Consider the following 18400-nt stretch of genomic DNA (forward strand, 5'->3'; position numbering starts at 1 on the left):
AACCAATATCGTGGTGATCTACGATCGTTGCTGACGGAAAACTTCGCCATTGTCGGTGAGTGAGTCGACAAAAAATTGGTATTAGCTCGGTATAAATGCCATTCAGCAAGAGCTTGAGCAATTAAAAAAGGAGTTTTTTGATCTCGTTAGTTCGGACAATCCTCAGCAAAGGGGATTTAGTCTAGAAAAGATACTAAAAGGTCTTTTCAATATTTTCGATCTTGATCCAAAGGCTTCGTTTCGTATCGCTGGAGAGCAAATCGATGGGGCGTTTAGTTTTGAAGGAACTGACTATTTGCTTGAAGCTAAATGGCAACAGAGTCTAGTGGCAGCAAATGATCTAGATGGAATGGCGGGTAAGTTGTCACGAAAACTTGAAAATACTCTCGGTCTTTTTCTATCAATAAACGGGTTTTCCGAGGATGCAGTTACAGCACATTCATCAGGCAGGAGGCTTTTGATACTTATGGACGGCAGCGATCTTATGGCGGTTCTGGAAGGCCGCATAGATCTTGTGCAATTACTTCTGAGAAAACGCCGCAAGGCTGCCGAAACGGGGAATATTTACCTTAGAATACATGAAATTATATAAGTTATCCTCTGGCTCCGACGCTCCGGCGTGGGAGCAAGTCGCGACGCTCTGGCGTCGCGTCACCGATACGCACCGCTAGAGCGGTACGACGGCATTCCCACGCAGGAGAGGCTGTGCAAGTATTCGCATCTGCCATTCAACGGCCGATTGTCGTAGGCTGGGGTGAGCTTGAAAACCCTAGCATTTCAGCGGCTTACGGGGCGACGGATGCTGGGTTTCGTTCCTCAACCCAGCCTACAGGGAATACTTGCCCAATCTCAGGAGCGTGGGAATGAGCCGAAATCCTGTTAATCCTGTCTGAATCCAAAAGCATATAGCGCGGCATCAGAGACGATCCCGCTCATCCTGTTCCTGTTCGCCGCGTCCATTCGCCATGAAGTCAGCGGAGAATCGGGCAAACCTGGTCAATACGCCCGCCAATGACCGGCGCGCGGGTCGAATGCGCAGTTCATCGGCGTGTCGCTCGATCTCCAGCTCAAGATCCGTTCGCTCAAAAGATTGGGGCGGGCGAGACGCAGAACCCCGAGGATCATCCTTCACCGGCATGCCCGGAAGCCCTGCGCGGACGCCTGCCGCGCAATCACCAGCGGACAATCCAGCTCCGGATGCGGGATGACCCGCACCGGCAGGCCAAAGACATGCTCGATGTTCGCCGGCTCCAGAACCACCTGCGGGCGGTCCACGGCGAGCAGACGCCCGGCCTTCATGAGCGCGATGCGGTCGCCGTACTGGGCCGCCAGGTTGAGATCGTGCAGGACGACCAGCACGCCGATGCGGCGGTCGGTCCAGCGCCGCGCGAGGTCGAGTGTGGCGTGCTGATGGGCCAGATCGAGGCTGGCGGTGGGCTCGTCGAGCAGCAGATAGCGCGGTTCGTCGTCCGGCAGCGGGGTCCAGAGCTGGGCCAGGATGCGCGCCAGATGCACCCGCTGGCGCTCGCCGCCGGAGAGCGTGGTGTAGCGCCGCTCGGCCAGGTGCGCCACTTCGGCAGCCGCCAGCGCCTCGACGGCGATCCGGGTGTCGCTGGCTCCCGGATCGCCGTGCGGGATACGACCCATGGCGGCGACCTCCAGCGCGGTGAAGGGGAAGCTCAGGGGGCTCTGTTGCGGTAGGGTGGCGCGGCGTCTGGCGCAGTCTGCGGCGGACCAGCGCCCGAGCGGGACGCCGTTCAGCCGGATCTCGCCTGCGTCCGGCGTCAGCTCGCCGCTCAGACAGCGCAGCAGGGTCGATTTGCCGGCCCCGTTGGCGCCCAGGATGACCAGCACCTCGCCCGGATGCAGGCTGAAACTGACCCCGTCGATCAGTGCGCGCCCGTTGCGGATCAGTCGCAGCCCATGTGCCTCCAGGCTCATGCCGCCACCCCGCGCCGACGCATCAAAAGGGCCAGGAAGAAGGGGCCGCCGAGCAGCGCCGTGAGGATGCCGATCGGCAGCTCGGCGGGCGTCACCAGGGTGCGCGCGAGCAGATCGGCCAGCAGGAGCAGGCTGCCGCCAAGCAGGGCCGAGCCCGGCAGCAGAAAGCGGTGATCCGGCCCCAGGGCCAGTCGCAGCAGATGCGGCACCACCAGTCCGATGAAGCCGATGAGACCGCTGACCGCGACCGCCGCGCCCACCGCGAGGGCGGCGAGTGTGACGATGATCCGCTGCATTCGCTGGACCGCGATCCCCAGATGTCCCGCCTCGGCCTCGCCGAGCAGCAGGGCGTTCAGGGTGCGCGCGAGCAGCGGCAGGGCGCAGAGCGGCAGGGCGATCAGCAGCGCGACGCTGCCGACCTGGCTCCAGGTCGCGCCGCCCAGACTGCCCATGCTCCAGAAGGTGAGGTTGCGCAGTTGCTGGTCGTCGGCCACATAGGTCAGGAGCCCGGTGCCGGCGCCGCAGAGCGCGTTGATGGCGATCCCGGCGAGCAGCAGGGTCGTGACCGAGGTGTGACCCTCGCGGCTGGCGAGCCGGTAGACCACCAGCGTGGTGAGCAGACCCCCGGCGAAGGCCGCCAGCGGCAGGGTGAAGGCACCCAGCGCGGCGGTCAGGAAGCCCAGCCCCTGTCCGCCCAGCACGATGATGCTGACCGCCGCGAGCGCGGAGCCCGCCGACACCCCGATCAGCCCCGGATCGGCCAGCGGGTTGCGAAAGAGCCCCTGCATGGCCGCCCCCGCCACCGCCAGCGCGGCGCCGACCAGCAGCCCGAGCAGGGTGCGCGGCAGGCGGATGGTCTCGATCACCGCAGCGTGCTGGGGGGCGATCTCTCCGACCGGCAGGCCCAGGCTGGCGGCGATCACCCGCAGCACCTCGCCCGGCGGGATGGTGACGGGTCCGATTGCGACCGACAGCACCGCGACCGCCAGCATCAGCACGAAGAGCGCGAGCAGGGTCCAGTGCTGCCGTTGCTGGCGGCGCAGCAGACCCGCAATCGCCGTGGGGGCCAGCGCGAGACTAGTCACCGGCTTTGGCGACCTCGGGATCCCTGAAGGTGCCGAGCTGGCGCGCCAGCTCCTCAGCCGCCTGAGCGAGGCGTGGTCCGAAGTTGAACAGCAGTGTGTTGTCGAGTGCGATCACCCGCCGCTCCTGTCCGGCCGGTGTCGCGGCCAGTCCGGCGCGACCGAGTACGCCGTCGATGCCGTTCAGGTCTTTCAGTGCGCGGTCGGAGACCAGGATCACGTCCGGCGCGGCGGCAAGCGCCGCCTCCGGACTCAGCGGTTTGTAGTCCACGACCGTCTCATGCAGCACGTTTTCGCCGCCCGCGAGCCAGATCAGGGTATCGACCGGCGCGCCCCGTCCGGCGGAGTGGTCGATGCCCGAGCCGACGACCATGAGGAAGAGCACGCGCGGACGGCTTTCGATCTGACCGAGCCTCTGCTCAAGCTGCTTCAGCTCCAGATCGATGCGGGCATTCAGGGTCTCGCCCCGGTCCCCGGCATCCAGCGCGGCGGCAACCGCGCCGATCTTCTCGCGCAGCCCGTCCAGCGTCGCCGCGTCCGGAACCTGCCGCACCTCGACCCCGGCGGAGCGGATCTGATCCAGCACCTCGGGCGGTCCCGCGTCGTCGGTCGCCAGCACCAGATCCGGCGAGAGACTCAAAAGCCCCTCGGCCGAGAGTGCGCGCTTGTAGCCGACGCTCGCCAGCGACTTCGTCTCGGGCGGATAGGTGCTGGTGGTATCGACGCCGACCAGTCGTGCGCCCTGGTCCAGGGCGTAGACGATCTCGGTGATGGCGCCGTCCACCGACACCAGCCGTTCGGCAGCCAGCGCCGCGCCTGTCGCCAGGGACAGCGTCAGGACGAGCGCCGCGAGCGGTTCAGGACGCATCCTTCCGCTCCTCCAGCAGCACCTCGAACCCCTCGAAGACCGGATGACCGGCATAGGTTCCCTTGGGCGTCTTGGCCTGAGCATGGGCGCTGCGGAACTGTTCGGACTGGGTCCAGGCCGCGAAGTCGGCGTGGCTCGACCAAATCGTGTGCGAGGCATAGAGGGTGCACTCGCCGTCGTCCGCGCCCTTGAGCAGATGGAAGGCGATGAAGCCGTTCAGCTCCGAGAGATGGGACTCGCGCTCGCGCCAGAGACGCTCGAAATCGGCCTCGAAGCCGTGGTTGATGCGAAAGCGGTTCATGGCGATGTACATGGCGTCTGGCTCCTCAGGTTTGTGGTTCTACTGATGCGGGTGTCCCGGCTGCGGCGCGCGCCTCCGCGATGGCGCGCAGTCCCTCGCGATAGGTCGGATAGCGCAGGTGCACTCCCAGCTCCTGCTTGATGCGCTGGTTGGAGACACGCTTGCACTCGGCATAGAAGTGCCGGGCGAACGGCGAGAGTCCGGCCTCCTCGAAGGGTTCAGCCGGTGGCGGCTCGATGCCCATGAGTGCGGCGGCATGGCACAGCACCTCGTCCGCCGGGGCGGGCTCGTCATCGGACAGGTTATAGATCCGCCCGGCATGCGGGCGCTCCAGCGCAGCCAGCAGGACAGCGACGAGGTCATCGACGTGGATACGGTTGAAGACCTGACCGGGCTTGACGATGCGCCGGGCACGGCCCGCTTCCAGCGAGTCGATGACGTTGCGTCCCTCGGGTCCGTAGATCCCCGGCAGCCGGAAGACCTGCGCGGGCGTTGCCATCCGTGCCCCAAGTCCCAGCCAGTCGTCCTCGGCGTCCAGACGGCGCTGGTTTTCGACCGTCGCCGGCTTCGGCGTGCGGTCCTCGTCGATCCAGTCACCGTCGCAGTCGCCATAGACGCCGGTGGTCGAGAGATAGCCAAGCCATTGCAGTGAACCGGCCAGCGTCTCCAGGTCAGTCGTGTGGAGACGCAGCACCGGATCGCCATCCGCGTCGGGCGGGATGGAGCTGAGGAGATGTGTGGCCTGACCCAGCGCGTCCTGCACCTCGGCGCTGGCGTGTGTCCCGTCGAAGGGAATCGTCCGCATGCCCAGTGCACACAGGGTCGCCGCCTTTCCGGCATCGCGGCAGGTTCCCGCGACAGACCAGCCGCGCGCGATTGCGGCCCGCGCCAGACGAACGCCCGTGTAACCGAGACCGAAGCAGAACAGCGATGGAGTCGTCATATTTCAAGTGCTCTTTAAGGTGGTTTCCGGGAAAGTGTCTACCAGAGTCAAGGCTCCAAATGGACAGGATGAACAGGATTTCGCAGGATTTCGCAGGATTTACAGGAGACAAGCCATTGTTTTTTCATCCTGTCAATCTTGAAAAATCCTGTGAATCCTGTCCATTCACGACCTCTTAGTGGGTAGATTGTTTTCAGGAAATCGCCTAAGAAGTCGTCAGTCGTCCCCGAAACGCCCTGAAGCGTTCGATCTGTTCGGGTATGAGTTGGCGCTGGGCGTCGCGACCCAGGTAGACCTTGAACATGCAATCACCCTGATGGTTGTAGAACTGCACCGAGTGGGTGTCGGAACTGAACAGCTTGCGCGAGACGAAGGCGATGAGATCGCAGTTGGCGGCCTTGAGATGACCGCTGATCGGTTTGCCATGCAGGTTGTAATAGCCCTGCGCCAGACTGCCCTCGGGCAGCGGTCCCTTGGCCTCAAGGATGACATCGCCGGTGTTGACCAGCAGGGTCAGCTCGCCCCAGGTCGTCATCTCCTGCATCACCTCTGCAAACCGGTCGCCGCCGATCAGGACGGCTTCGGATGCGGGCAGCAGGCTGAGGACATCGCGCGTGGTCACGCCATGCTCTCTGGCGAGATCCTCCAGCACCGCGCCGGGGTTGGCATGCAGCGCGGTGCGAATCGCATCGATCAGTGTGTCGGTCAGCGTCATCGGTCGTTCCTCAGGCGAGTGCGGCGGGCTGGTCCGCCGGGGCGTGGTTCTTGCGGATACACTGCTCCAGCCACTCAAGCAGACTCTGGGTGAGCGTCACCTGCCAGAAGCGGCCCGCCAGGGTGAGGTCGAGCCAGCGCCCGTCGATGGCGATGAGTCCCGCCTGTTCCCATTGCGCGAACAGTGGACCGGCAATGCGGTCCAGATCGAGCCCTGTGGCGGTCCCGAGCCGTTCGGCGAGGGCCGACCGGTCCAGCCGACCGCGCTCCAGGCTGCCCTTGATGAAGTTGAACAGGCGGTGATGGGGCGACTGGCGCATGAGACCGCCGAGCAGTGGCCGATCCTGCCGCACGCAGTCGGCGTATTCGGTCAGGTCCGCCAGCGTGCGGTAAGAGCAGCCGGCCAGAAAGCCGCCCGCGCCCGCACCGAAGGCCAGACAGTTGGCGCCGGCCTTCAGCTCTAGGTTGTAGAGGTTGCGTTCACGGGTTCCGCTGCGCCAGTGACTGGACGACAGGGATTTCCAGCGCGCCTCTGCCATCAGCTCCGCCCCGCGCGCGTAGTACATTCCATGCGACTCCACCGGCGCGGGATCGAGCTTTCCGGCGCGGGTCGCACTCCCGAGCGGCGTCTGCGGCATGAGCTTGAGCGCATAGAGATCCGCCCCATCCAGGCCCATGCCGAGCGCCGTGCGGACATCCGACTCCCAGACCGCGAGCGATTGACCCGGCAGACCGAAGATCAGATCGATGACGATTGCACCGCGATCCGCCGCCATCAGATCCTCAAGACGACGGATCAGATCCGCCCGCGCGGTCTTGCGGCCCAGACGGCGACGGACTCCGTCATCGAAGCTCTGCACCCCGATCGAGAGCCGGTTGACGCCCGCATCGAAGACCGCCCGGGCTTTGTCCGGGGTCAGATCCTGCGCCCGTCCCTCCAGCGTGATCTCGCAATCCGGCGCCAGCGGCAGATGCTCGCGCACCGCCTCGACCGCACGCGCGAGATCCGGGGCCGACAGCAGCGTCGGGGTGCCGCCCCCGAAATAGACGGCATGGATGGAACCGACGGCCTGATAGGGCCGGTCACGGTCGCGCCGCAGATGATCCACCAGCACGTCCACATAGCGCCCCCCGAGCGGCGCGTGCCAGGCGTTCTGGTAGAAGCTGCAGAAAAGGCAGTGGTTCTCGCAGAAGGGCACATGGATGTAGGCGACCGATTTTCCCGAACGCGCGCCAGCGGTCATCTCGCTCCAGACAGACATCCATTCCTGCTCCGGCACCGGCGACATCCCGACGAAGGGATGCACCGCGCGCCGCCCTGCGAAGGCGTCTGTCAGGGGGCTCTCACTTTCGCGCGCAAAGAAGGCATCGATTGGCTTCCAGGCGGGCGGTTCCATCGAGCGGCTGTGCGTCATGCGTTGATCGAGTCTCGCGTCAGGGTTCTCGGGATCCGCCGCACGCGGCTGGTCCCGCCATTCCGGTTGTGGACTGCGTATTTCGCAAAATAACAAAAATCATTCTTATTTGCAAAATTCGCAGCCCCCCGGCAATGCTGCATGTGCAGCCGTGCAGAGATTCCGAGACCGTCCCCGATCATGGTCGTTGTCGTAATCGGCTTGCGAATCTTCGATTACGACAACGACAGCGAATCGATCTGATCCTGTGGGTCAGACGCACGCCGGGTGATTCATCCCCGTGCGTTCAACCCTGGAGCCGGGTCAGAACGAGCACATAGACCGCTCCCATGCTTAATTGCGCGAGCGTGATGGGCAGACCATAGCGGACCCAGCGCATGAAGCTCACCCGCTTGCCGGCGTTGGCGCAGATGCCGACGGCGACGATGTTGGCCGAGGCGCCGACCAGGGTGGCGTTGCCGCCCAGTGTCGCGCCGAACATCATGGCGATGAAGACCGGGAGGGTTGCGGCGGGCCAGTCGGCGAAGCCGGAGGCCAGCGCGATTTCGGGCACCAGCTCGGCGACCACCAGATAGCCCTGGACCATGACGAGCGCCGCCGCCACGACCGGGATATTGGCGAGCAGGCTCGACAGCGCACCGATGCCAGTCAGCAGCAGCAGCGCCACCAGCGTCAGATTGGCGCCGAACCAGCCATCAAGCTGCACCGACAGACCTTGCAGAAGTCCGGTTTTGGTGAAGGACTGTACCAGCACGAAAATGGCACCGAGAAAGATCAGGGTCTTCCAGTCCACGTCGCGCAGCACCGCGTCCACCGGCTCGATGCGCGCCCCATAGACCGCCAGCAGGGCCAGCGTGGCACCGATGATGGCCACCGCTGGCGGAACGATCCGGTGGGGCAGGTTTTCGCCGATCAGGAACAGGGCGATCATGACGCCCAGCGCCAGCAGGGCGAAGGTGGCGAAGCCGGGACGCTGGATGACGGTGTGGGGCGTGGTATCGGGCAGGGTCAGGCGCGCGGTCCAGATCGCGCGCAGCAGCAATGGCAGCAGCGGCACGATGATGAGCACCGCCAGCAGACCGCCCAGACTCACGGTGCGCAGATAGTCGCCGAATGACAGACCGATGGCGTTGCCGACCAGAAAGGTTGCAGGATCGCCCACCAGTGTCAGCATGCCCGCCGAGTTGCTGACGATGGCGGTCAGGATCAACGGACCCACGAAATCCACCTTGAGCGCCTGCGCCACGCGGATGATTACGGGCGCCAGCAGGATCACGGTCGTGGCGTTGGGCAGAAAGGCGCATACCGGTGCGGTCAGGGCGACCAGCAGGAGCAGGAAGCGTTTGCCGCTGCCTCCAGTGGCGCGCAGGAATCGTTCGCCGAGCCAGTCGAAGAGTCCGGTGCTGGCGAGCACCCGCGCCACGACCATGCCGCCGAACAACAGCGCCAGCGGACCGCCAGCAGTCGCCATCGCGTCCATGATGTCGGCGCGGTCGAGCAGCCCCAGCACCAGCAGCAGACAGACGCCGAGCAGGGCGGCGAGCGTCATGTCGAGCAGATCGAAGGCGATCAGCAGGATGACCCCGGCGAAGATGCCGACGGTCAGGTAGATTTGGAAGTCAGTCATGGCGGCGGTCCAGTGCGCTAAACCGCGTCCAGCGCGATATGCGTCATTTTCAATTTGTATTTAGCTTTGGAGATGTCATCGGCATCAGTGGAGACGCGGTTTAAAATTTAGATTTTTTAATATCTTAAACCGCGCTCGCTCGAACGGTCGTCGATTCTGCCAAGGCCGACTCAATCCTCAAATATCACATACCGCACCGGGCGCGGTTTAATCCTGTCTGAATTTTCGTTCTAATCGGGGGGCGGGGCATACATCAGCCCGCCCTCGGTCCAGAGCCGGTTGAGCCCGCGCTCGATGTGCAGCGGGCTGGCGCGGCCAAGGTGGCGCTCGTAGATCTCGCCGTAGTTGCCCACGGTCTTGATCGCGCGCATTGCCCAGCCGGGCGTCAGACTCATCGCATTGCCCAGCAGCCGTTTTTCTTCCTTGGTCAGAAAGGCAAACTGGCGGCCCAGGGTGGCGGTGTCGTCGTCGAACAGGGCGTCCACGTTGTCGCGGGTGACCCCGTATTCTTCGGCCCGGATCAGCGAGAAGAGAACCCAGCGGATGATCGTCGTCCACTGGCTGTCACCTTCGAGAATGACCGGGGCCAGCGGTTCTTTGGAAATGCGTTCCGGCAGGATGACGAAGGCGTCCGCGCCGCCCGGTGCCCGCAGGCGGGTGGCGGCCAGTTGACCGGCGTCCCCGGTGTAGGCGGCGCAGCGTCCGGCGAAGAGTGCGTCCGCTGCCGTGTGCAGCGAATCGAGCACCAGCGGCGTGAAGGTCAGTTTTTTCAGATAGGCGTAGCGGGCGAGATTGCGCTCATGGTTGGTGCCTTTCTCCAGACAGATGATCTTGCCGTGCAACTGACTCGGCGACTGGATGCCTGCCGCCGCTGGCACCAGAAAGCCCTGTCCGTCGTAGAAGATGATGCCGGGAAACTGGAGCCCGAGAATCGCCTCGCGATTGAGGGTCCAGGTTGTGGTGCGGGACAGCAGATCGATCTTGCGCCCCAGCAGGGCGGGAAAACGGGCGGCGGCCTGGAGCGGCACGAATTCCACCCGCTCGCCATCGCCCAGCACTGCGGCGGCGACCGCGCGGCAGAAATCGGCGTCGAGTCCCTGCCAGCGCCCGTCGGCGTCCGGCTGCGAGAACCCGGCGATGCCCTCGCTCACGCCGCAGCGCAGCATCCCGCGCGATTTGACGGTCTCCAGCGTCTCGCCAGCCATAGTCGGCAGCGCCGTCAGGGCGACCAGAATCAATGCAAGGAAGGAAGGCGGTCGGTTCATGGTCGCGGGATTCCTGATGGTTGCATGAGGTGCGGGCGGTTTGATGGAGAATCCTGTGCTGGCAGCCGGTGACATTGGCGGCAGCGCCCGCAGGAATCAGGGCTTCAGCCGGTCACGCAGGGATTCTACATCGCGCCATAGCGGAAATATCTGCTCCTTTCGAGGAGATGGCGGCAGTCCGTCAACATGCCAGAGCGCCAGCAGGGCAGGGAAGGTTCCGGTCGTCAGGGCGCGACGGTCTGCGCATGACAGGCCGGTTGCGTCACCTTCCGGCCTGAAACCGGAATGCGCTTTGAAACATACGTTATATTTGACGCACGACGATTCTGGCGTATGATTTGGGTATCATAATGATGACGCAGGGATCTCGGCATGAAGGCAAATCCGGGCGGGCAGATCGACCTCGCGGAGGTCGTCGGGCGTGACCAACTGATCGGGCAGATCTGGGACACGCTGGAGCAGCAATCCATTCGCATGACCGCCGAGCGGCGCATCGGCAAGACCACCATCATCCGCAAGTTGCGCGCCGAACCACGGCCTGGCTGGGTGCCCATCTTTCAGGATCTGGAGCGTTATCACAGCGCGCGGGAATTCGCGCTTTCGGTCTACCAGGAGGTGAATCGGTTCCTGTCCTTGCATAAGCGATTCGCCCGACGGAGCAAGGATTTTCTCAAATCCCTCGGTGGTATCGAGGTCGGCGGGGTGCTCAAACTCCCGAAAATGGTGGCCGACACACCCTGGCAGGACATCCTGAGTCTCGTCATCCAGGATCTGGTCGAGGAGCTAGAACGTCTCGATAAGCGCCCGCTCTTCCTCTGGGACGAAGTGCCCTTCATGCTCGACAGCATCCGCAGGCAGGAAGGCGAGCCGGTCGCCATGGCCGTGTTGGACAACCTGCGCGCGCTTCGCCAGACCCACCGTACGGCCGGTCTGCGCATGGTGCTGACGGGGTCGATCGGTCTCCATCATGTCATCGCCGGCCTCAAGCGGCAGAATTATGCCAACTCTCCGCTCAACGATACTTACCCGTTGGAAGTGCCGTCGCTGGACGCAGGGCCAGCGCGGGAGCTGGCGACCCGTCTGATCGAGGGCGAGCGAGTCCGCATCTCCCGTTCCTCAGATTCGGATTCAGACACTGCGGACGCCGTCGCCCGGCTCGCCGACCGCTTTCCCTTCTACATTCACCACATCGTCAAGGCACTGAAACAGGCCGCGCTGACGTCGGCTACGGGCGCCGATCCGGCGCTGGTCGAGCAGGTCGTTGCGCAACAATTGCTTGACCCCAACGATCCCTGGGAACTGAGCCACTACCGCGAGCGTATCCCGATCTACTACGGCAGCGACTCCGAACAGGCAGTGCTCGGCATCCTCGACGGCCTCGCCGCCCGTGCCGCAGACGCAACACCCGTTGCACTCTCCATCAACGATCTGCTGGCCGAAGGTCGGGCCGCCGGCACTCTGGACGATCGCGACCGGCTCATCGACCTGCTCCGACTCATGGAGCAGGACCACTATCTGTCGCGCGACGCCGCTGGCAGCTACCGGTTCCGCTTTCCGCTGCTGCAACGCTGGTGGCGGCTGGCGCGTGGACTCTGAGATCACACATGAGCCTATTCATCCCACCATGAAGGACCGCGCCTTTCTCTCCGTCTTCACCCCCAGTCGCACCGCGCCGGAGGATCTGGAGGCCATCACGGTGCAGCGTCAGGCACTACTCGCCGATGCCGTCGAACGGGCGCATGAAAGCGCCACCACGGGCAACAAGCACCATCTCCTGTTCGTCGGGCCGCGCGGCACCGGCAAGACCCATCTGGTCACGCTGCTGGTGCATCGGCTGGGACAGGATCGCACCCTGGATAAGCGTCTGCGCATCGCCTGGCTCAACGAGGACGAGACCAGCACCAGCCTGCTGGAGCTGCTGCGCCGTATCTACGAGGCTCTGAACAAGCGCTATCCCGATGAATTCACTCCCGACGCGCTGGAACCCCTGTTCGATTTGACGCCCGAGGATGCCGAAAACGCACTCGCCCAACTCCTGCTCAAGACCCTGCTGGATCGTACCTTGCTGGTCGTCGTGGAAAACCTCGACGCACTCTTCGAGGGACTGGGTCAGACCGGCCAGCAGAAACTCCGGGCCTTCATCCAGGAGCATCCGGTGCTGTCCATGGTGACGACCGCCCAGCGTCTGATCGATGACATCGCCAGGCGCCAGAGCGCCTTTTTCGGCTTCTTCCAGACTGAATACCTGAAACCACTGTCCCTGGAGCAGGCCCGCGAACTGCTCCGCAACATCGCCCGGCTCAATGGTCAGAGCGATGTGATCGCCTTTCTCGACAGCGCCACCGGCCGTTCGCGCATCCGCGCCCTGCATCACCTCTCCGGCGGCAACCATCGGATCTACATCGTCCTGTCCCAGTTCATCAATCGCGACAGCATCCAGGCACTGGTGGAGCCTTTCGCCAAGATGGTCGATGAAATGACGCCCTACTATCAGGAGCGCATCCGCTGGCTGCCGGCGCAGCAGCGCAAGATCGTCGAATTCCTCTGCACCCAGGACCGCCCCACCCCGGTCAAGCAGATCGCCCGCCGACTCTTCGCCACCCAGCAGACCGTTTCCAGCCAGCTCAAGGATCTGCGCGGCAAGGGCTATGTCCAGTCCGCACAGCGCGGGCGCGAATCGCTGTACGAGATCGCCGAGCCCATGATGCGCATCTGCGTCGAGATCAAGGAGAACCAGAATCAGGGACCGTTGCGGGTGCTGGTGGATTTTCTGCGCGTCTGGTACGACGGCCATGAGCTGAACGCCAGGCTCTCCGACGACAGGACCGACCGCCTGGCGCGGGTCTATCTCGCGTCCGCCATCGAGGCCAATCAAGCCAAGGGCAATCTGCGTGCGCGGTTGTTGGTGGATGCATTCAATGCGGAGCTGGACGAGGCGGGACGGGCGCAATGGGGTCCGCTGATCGAAGCCTGTGCCGAGCAATCAGAGGAGCTGGCCCTGGCCTGCGGGCATTGGGCCAAGGGCGAGGATGCCGAGGCGCTGCGGATACTCGATGAGATTGCCGGGGTGAATAGCGGGCAGTCCATCGAGGTCAAGACACGGGCACTGAATCTCGCTGGCGAAATTTACTACAAGCAAGGCGAGTTGGTTCTGGCGAAAAACGCGCTTGATGCGCTGCTGGCTTTGCCGTCGGTCTCCGTTGAGGAGATCGCTGGGGCGCTCGTCAACCGAGGCGCGCTCTACTGGCAGCTTGGCGACAGCAACAGGGAAATTGCCGACTACAGCGCCGTGATCGATCTACCACAGGCTCCTGTCGCGCTGATCGCCAAGGCACTTATCAACCGGGGAGTAACCTACGGGCAGCGCAGCGACAGCGACAAGGAAATTGCCGACTACAGCGCTGTGATCGATCGACTACAGGCTCCCATCACGCTGGTCGCCCAGGCACTAGTCAACCGGGGTATGACCTACGGGCAACGCGGCGACAAGGACAAAGCCATTGCCGACTATAGCGCCGTGATCGATCGCTTACAGGCTCCCGTCGAGTGGATCGCCCGGGCGCTCGTCACCCGGGGCGTGACCTATGGGCAGCGCGGCGACAATGACAAAGCCATTGCCGACTACAGCGCTGTGATCGAGCTACCGCAAGCCCCCGCCGAGTGGATCGCCGGAGCGTTCGTCAATCGGGGCGCGACTTACGGGCAGTGCGGCGACAATAACAAAGCCATTGCCGACTACAGCGCCGTGATCGAGCTACCGCAGGCTCCCGTCGAGTGGATCAGCCGGGCTCTCTTCAATCGGGGCGTGATCTACGGGCAGCACGGCGACAGCGATAAGGCCATTCTCGACTACAGTGCTGTGGTCGAGCTACCACAGGCTCCCGTCGAGGGAATCGCTCGGGCGCTCATCAACCGGGGAAGAATCTACGGGCAGTGCGGCGACAGCGACAAGGCCATTGCCGACTACAGCGCCGTGATCGAATTACCGCAAGCCCCCGTCGAGTGGGCCACCCGAGCGCTCGTCAATCGGGCTATGACCTATTGGAAGTTGAACGACTTGGAGCAGTCCCAGCGGGATCTGGAGGCCGTCTCCAGATTAATAGGCGCACCTCTCGAACGTCGCGTCGATGCCTGCCTCGCGCTGGCCATGCTCCATATCGCAACGGGGCGCTGGGATGTCGCAATGGTCGCGCTGGGAGATGGCCTGCGGGAGGGCATCAACGCCGCGCCAGCCTATCAAGGCGACTCAACGAACATCATCAGCGCCTTCTTCGATAGCACCCTGCAACCCGCAATCCGGCGCGAGCGCACCCGCAGTCTGTTCGAGGTCTACCGCGATGCCGACGCCATCACCCAGCTTGGCGAAGCGCTCACGCGACATCTGGGCAGGCTCCATGCCGACACGGAAAAACTCCCCAGCCCGGACAACCTGGAGACCTGGGCCGCCGCCTGGGAAGAAGCAGGCAAGGACATCGACGCCTTCCGGCTGCCGCTGCGTCTCTTCCGCACCGGCATCGACTTCCTGAAGGCCGGCGGCACCGATCCGGGCATCCTGCTGGATCTGAATCAGGAAGAGCGCAGGCTATTGGAGCAGGTGTTCGGCCTGGAATCCTCGCCCGAAGCGCTGAGAGCAGGGTAGGTCACGCCAAGGTGATTCTGCCCCGCAAAACGCTGAAAGAAATGATCGAGATCCGGGTTTCCGCTGGTGAACCGGCGACGATCATCGCCAGGCTCCAAGCTCCAGGCTCTCATCGAACAGCGCCTGCACAAATCCTGCCTTCAAGCCTCGCGCTCGGACATGGCGTTCGAGACGGTCACGGGTTTCGGATGAATTGGATCGCTTTTCATGATTGACGCCTTGCCCTTTTTAGCAGTACCCTTCCGCTTCTTTGTTCCGGCGCGGAGCGTCGGCTACTCCGAACATAGTCCTGGGGATTGCAGACATGTACGCGGTCATTCAAACCGGTGGCAAACAATACCGGGTTTCCGAAGGTGACATCGTCAAAGTCGAAAAGCTGACCGCTGAAGAAGGCGCGAGCATCGACTTCGACCAAATCTTGATGGTGGCTGATGGCGATGCCGTCAAAGTCGGTACGCCCTATCTCGCCGGTGGCCGGGTGACCGCGACAGTCGCATCCCATGGGCGCGCGAAGAAGGTCAAGATCATCAAATTTCGTCGGCGCAAGCATCATCTGAAGCATCAGGGCCACCGTCAGTGGTTCACGGCGCTGAAGATCACCAGCATCAGCGCCGGTTGAGGAGCAATCAGCCATGGCACATAAAAAAGCAGGCGGTAGTTCGCGCAACGGTCGCGATTCAGAATCCAAACGACTGGGTCTCAAGGTCTTTGGCGGTCAGAAGGTGACGGCGGGCAGCATCATCGTGCGCCAGCGCGGAACCAAATTCCACAACGGCGTCAATGTCGGTTGCGGTCGCGATCATACCCTCTTCGCCCTGACCGATGGCATCGTGAAGTATCTGGTGCAAGGCCCCAAAAACCGCAAATTCGTGACGGTCGAGAGCCTCTGATCCCCCATTTGAGGGGAGCGCGTCAGGCATCGGCAGTATCTGCGGAGCCTCGTCTATCGGACGGGGCTTTTTCGTTTTAAACCGCGCCTGATGCAGTATGTGATCTTTGAGGATTGATTCAGCCTTGGCAGAATCGACGGCCATTCGCGGGAGCGCGGTTTAAGATATTAAGAAATATAAAGTTTTAAACCGCGTCTCCACTGATGTCGATGACATCTCCAAAACTAAACACAAACTGAAAATTACGCATATCGCACTGGACGCGGTTTAGCGTATCGGGTCAGCAGCATGAAGTTCGTCGACGAGGCATTGATTCGGGTCGAGGCCGGCGATGGCGGCAGCGGCTGCGTGAGCTTTCGCCGCGAAAAATACATCCCCTTCGGCGGACCCAATGGTGGCGATGGTGGCGATGGTGGCAGCGTCTGGCTGCTCGCCGACAACAACATCAATACCCTGGTGGATTTCCGCTATCAGCGGGTGCATCGCGCCGAACGCGGCCAGAACGGCATGAGCAAGGACATGCGGGGACGCAGCGCCCCGGATCTGACCCTGCTGGTGCCGGTCGGGACGCGGGTGCTCGAACAGGAGACCGGCGAGCTGATCGGCGAGCTGCTGGAGCCGGGCCAGCGTCTGCTGGTGGCCCAGGGCGGCTTTCACGGCATCGGCAACGCGCGGTTCAAGTCCAGCACCAACCGCGCCCCGCGCCAGTTCACGCCGGGGACGCCGGGCGAGCGCCGCGACCTTCAACTGGAGCTGATCCTGCTGGCCGACGTGGGGCTGCTCGGCTTTCCGAATGCCGGCAAGTCGTCGCTGATCCGTCAGGTGTCGAGCGCGCGGCCCAAGGTCGCCGATTATCCCTTCACGACCCTCTATCCCAATCTGGGCGTGGTGCGTGTCGGGCAGAATCGCAGCTTCGTGATCGCCGACATTCCGGGCGTGATCGAAGGCGCGGCGGATGGCGCCGGTCTCGGCATCCAGTTTCTCAAACATCTCTCGCGCACCCGTCTGCTGCTGCATCTGGTCGATTTCGCCCCGCTCGACGAACAGGACGATCCAGCCGAACAGGTGCGCAAGATCGAGACCGAGCTGGCAGCCTTCAGCGAGGATCTGCTGGACAAGGAACGCTGGCTGGTGCTGAACAAGACCGATCTGCTGGATGACGAAGACGCGCAGACGCGCCGGGCGCAGCTTCTGGAGCGTCTGGACTGGCAGGGGCCGGTTTACAGCATCTCGGCGCTGACCGGACAGGGTACGACCGAGCTGGTCCAGGATCTGATGCAGCGTCTCGAACAGCTCAAGCTCGACCCCGAGGCCGTGCCCCTGGCGGCATCGGCTCGGCAGGATTCAACCCTTTCCGAGTGGGATATGCCAGCCGCGCCGGATGACGGCCCCTGGCATCCGCTCGGCTGATTCTTTTCTCGCCATGATGTCTCGCCATACCATCCCCGACACACGCCGCTGGGTCGTCAAGATCGGCAGCGCACTCCTGACCCGCGATGGTCAGGGTCTGGAACGCGGCATGCTCACCCCCTGGGTCGAGCAGATGGCGGCGCATCGTGCCGCTGGCCGCGAGATCGTGCTGGTCTCCTCGGGCGCGGTGGCCGAAGGCATGGCCCGCATGCGCTGGCGTGCGCGCCCCAAGACCCTGCACGAACTCCAGGCTGCCGCCGCCATCGGTCAGATGGGTCTGATCCGGGCCTACGAAGACTGCTTTCAGGCGCATGGCCTGCACACCGCTCAGGTGCTGCTGACCCGCGACGATCTCGCCAACCGCGCCCGCTATCTCAATGCCCGCAGCACCCTGCGCACCCTGCTCAAGCTGGGCGTGGTGCCGGTCATCAATGAGAACGACACGGTCGCCACCGATGAACTGCGTTTTGGCGACAACGATACGCTCGCCGCACTGGTCGCCAATCTGATCGAGGCCGATCTCCTGATCCTGCTCACCGATCAGGATGGTCTGTTCGATCAGGATCCGCGCCGCCATCCCGATGCCCGGCTGATCAGCGCGACCCGGGTCAACGATCCGCAACTGGACGTGGTCGCTGGCGGCAGCGTCACCGGCTTCGGCACCGGCGGCATGGTCACCAAGGTGCGCGCGGCGCGACTCGCGGCGCGCTCCGGGACGCCGACCATCATCGCTCCCGGTCGTGGCGAAGCGGTCCTGAGCCGCATCGGTCTGGGCGAGCCGGTCGGCACCCTATTGATTCCCTGCCAGGAGCCGCAGGCCGCACGCAAACAGTGGCTCGCCGGTCATTTGCAGGTGCGCGGACGGCTGATCCTCGATGCCGGCGCGGTGCGCGCGCTACGTGACAAAGGCACCAGCCTGCTGGCGGTCGGGGTCAAAGGCGTACAGGGCGCATTTAATCGCGGTGAAGTCGTGGCCTGCGTGGACGAGGCCGGACAGGAGGTCGCGCGCGGGTTGGTCAATTACGATGCCGAGGACACCAACCGCATCAAGGGCCAGTCGTCGGCCCGTTTCGAGTCGATCCTTGGCTATCTCGACGACGAAGAACTGATCCATCGCGACAATCTGGTCCTGCTTTAAACCGCGCCCAACACGGTATGCGATGTTTTTGGATCGGATCGACCCCGGTTGACTCAGGCGGTGTCGGAGTCGGCGCGCTTTAAAAACAATGACTTGAAAAATCCTGTCCATCCTGGGAAATCCTGTTAATCCTGTCCATTTTCTGGTCACGAAGCTCCAGCTTCGTG

The 18400-nt window shown here is 63.5% G+C and carries 16 protein-coding genes; 7 read left to right on the forward strand and 9 right to left on the reverse strand.

The genetic code is table 11. The annotated features are described in order from the left end of the window. Positions 1–295: 295 nt before the first annotated feature. Positions 296–592 carry a hypothetical protein gene (locus EDC35_RS17910; protein ID WP_132978630.1) on the forward strand — a complete coding sequence of 99 codons (297 nt, stop codon included), beginning with the start codon at positions 296–298 and terminating at the stop codon, positions 590–592. A 536-nt stretch (positions 593–1128) separates the two neighbouring features. On the opposite strand, the gene EDC35_RS17920 is transcribed toward EDC35_RS17910, so the two are convergent. From EDC35_RS17920 to EDC35_RS17960, 9 genes are all read right to left on the reverse strand, one after another. Continuing rightward, complete coding sequence (locus EDC35_RS17920) at positions 1129–1941, reverse strand: heme ABC transporter ATP-binding protein (RefSeq protein WP_132978631.1); 813 nt, start codon at positions 1939–1941, stop codon at positions 1129–1131. Continuing rightward, complete coding sequence (locus EDC35_RS17925; protein ID WP_132978632.1) at positions 1938–3026, reverse strand: FecCD family ABC transporter permease; 1089 nt, start codon at positions 3024–3026, stop codon at positions 1938–1940. The genes EDC35_RS17920 and EDC35_RS17925 overlap by 4 nt, the downstream gene beginning before the upstream one ends. Next, positions 3019–3891: a heme/hemin ABC transporter substrate-binding protein gene (locus EDC35_RS17930; protein WP_165903480.1), complete on the reverse strand. Its 873-nt coding sequence runs from the start codon at positions 3889–3891 to the stop codon at positions 3019–3021. The genes EDC35_RS17925 and EDC35_RS17930 overlap by 8 nt, the downstream gene beginning before the upstream one ends. Then, on the reverse strand, positions 3881–4204 hold the full coding sequence (hmuQ, locus tag EDC35_RS17935) for a heme-degrading protein HmuQ (RefSeq protein ID WP_132978634.1): 324 nt from the start codon (positions 4202–4204) through the stop codon (positions 3881–3883). The genes EDC35_RS17930 and hmuQ overlap by 11 nt, the downstream gene beginning before the upstream one ends. A gap of 13 nt (positions 4205–4217) precedes the next feature. After that, positions 4218–5135, reverse strand: a complete 918-nt coding sequence (locus tag EDC35_RS17940) for an SDR family oxidoreductase (protein ID WP_132978635.1) — start codon at positions 5133–5135, stop codon at positions 4218–4220. A 205-nt stretch (positions 5136–5340) separates the two neighbouring features. Next, on the reverse strand, positions 5341–5850 hold the full coding sequence (hutX, locus tag EDC35_RS17945) for a heme utilization cystosolic carrier protein HutX (RefSeq protein WP_132978636.1): 510 nt from the start codon (positions 5848–5850) through the stop codon (positions 5341–5343). A 10-nt stretch (positions 5851–5860) separates the two neighbouring features. Continuing rightward, on the reverse strand, positions 5861–7264 hold the full coding sequence (gene hutW / locus EDC35_RS17950; RefSeq protein WP_132978637.1) for a heme anaerobic degradation radical SAM methyltransferase ChuW/HutW: 1404 nt from the start codon (positions 7262–7264) through the stop codon (positions 5861–5863). A gap of 286 nt (positions 7265–7550) precedes the next feature. After that, positions 7551–8891 carry an ArsB/NhaD family transporter gene (locus tag EDC35_RS17955; protein ID WP_132978638.1) on the reverse strand — a complete coding sequence of 447 codons (1341 nt, stop codon included), beginning with the start codon at positions 8889–8891 and terminating at the stop codon, positions 7551–7553. Positions 8892–9121: 230 nt separating this feature from the next. Further along, positions 9122–10156 (reverse strand): amino acid ABC transporter substrate-binding protein, encoded by a 1035-nt coding sequence (locus tag EDC35_RS17960; RefSeq protein ID WP_132978639.1) that lies wholly within the window; start codon positions 10154–10156, stop codon positions 9122–9124. Positions 10157–10528: 372 nt separating this feature from the next. Between EDC35_RS17960 and EDC35_RS17965 the strand changes: the two genes are divergently transcribed. The 6 genes from EDC35_RS17965 (at position 10529) to proB (ending at position 18233) form a co-directional block, all read left to right on the forward strand. Next, a complete protein-coding gene (locus tag EDC35_RS17965; RefSeq protein ID WP_132978640.1) occupies positions 10529–11752 on the forward strand; it encodes a hypothetical protein in 1224 nt (407 codons plus the stop codon). Further along, positions 11742–14795 (forward strand): tetratricopeptide repeat protein, encoded by a 3054-nt coding sequence (locus EDC35_RS17970; protein WP_243651777.1) that lies wholly within the window; start codon positions 11742–11744, stop codon positions 14793–14795. Before EDC35_RS17965 ends, EDC35_RS17970 begins: the two co-directional genes overlap by 11 nt. A 304-nt stretch (positions 14796–15099) precedes the next feature. Beyond that, positions 15100–15414, forward strand: a complete 315-nt coding sequence (rplU, locus tag EDC35_RS17980) for a 50S ribosomal protein L21 (protein ID WP_132978641.1) — start codon at positions 15100–15102, stop codon at positions 15412–15414. A 13-nt stretch (positions 15415–15427) separates the two neighbouring features. Next, positions 15428–15685 (forward strand): 50S ribosomal protein L27, encoded by a 258-nt coding sequence (gene rpmA, locus EDC35_RS17985; protein WP_132978642.1) that lies wholly within the window; start codon positions 15428–15430, stop codon positions 15683–15685. A 288-nt stretch (positions 15686–15973) separates the two neighbouring features. Further along, a complete protein-coding gene (gene cgtA / locus EDC35_RS17990) occupies positions 15974–17095 on the forward strand; it encodes an Obg family GTPase CgtA (RefSeq protein WP_132978643.1) in 1122 nt (373 codons plus the stop codon). A 13-nt stretch (positions 17096–17108) separates the two neighbouring features. After that, positions 17109–18233, forward strand: a complete 1125-nt coding sequence (gene proB, locus EDC35_RS17995; RefSeq protein ID WP_132978644.1) for a glutamate 5-kinase — start codon at positions 17109–17111, stop codon at positions 18231–18233. Positions 18234–18400: the final 167 nt, after the last annotated feature.

Origin of the sequence: Thiobaca trueperi (assembly GCF_004342175.1) — a bacterium.
GTDB lineage: Bacteria > Pseudomonadota > Gammaproteobacteria > Chromatiales > Chromatiaceae > Thiobaca > Thiobaca trueperi.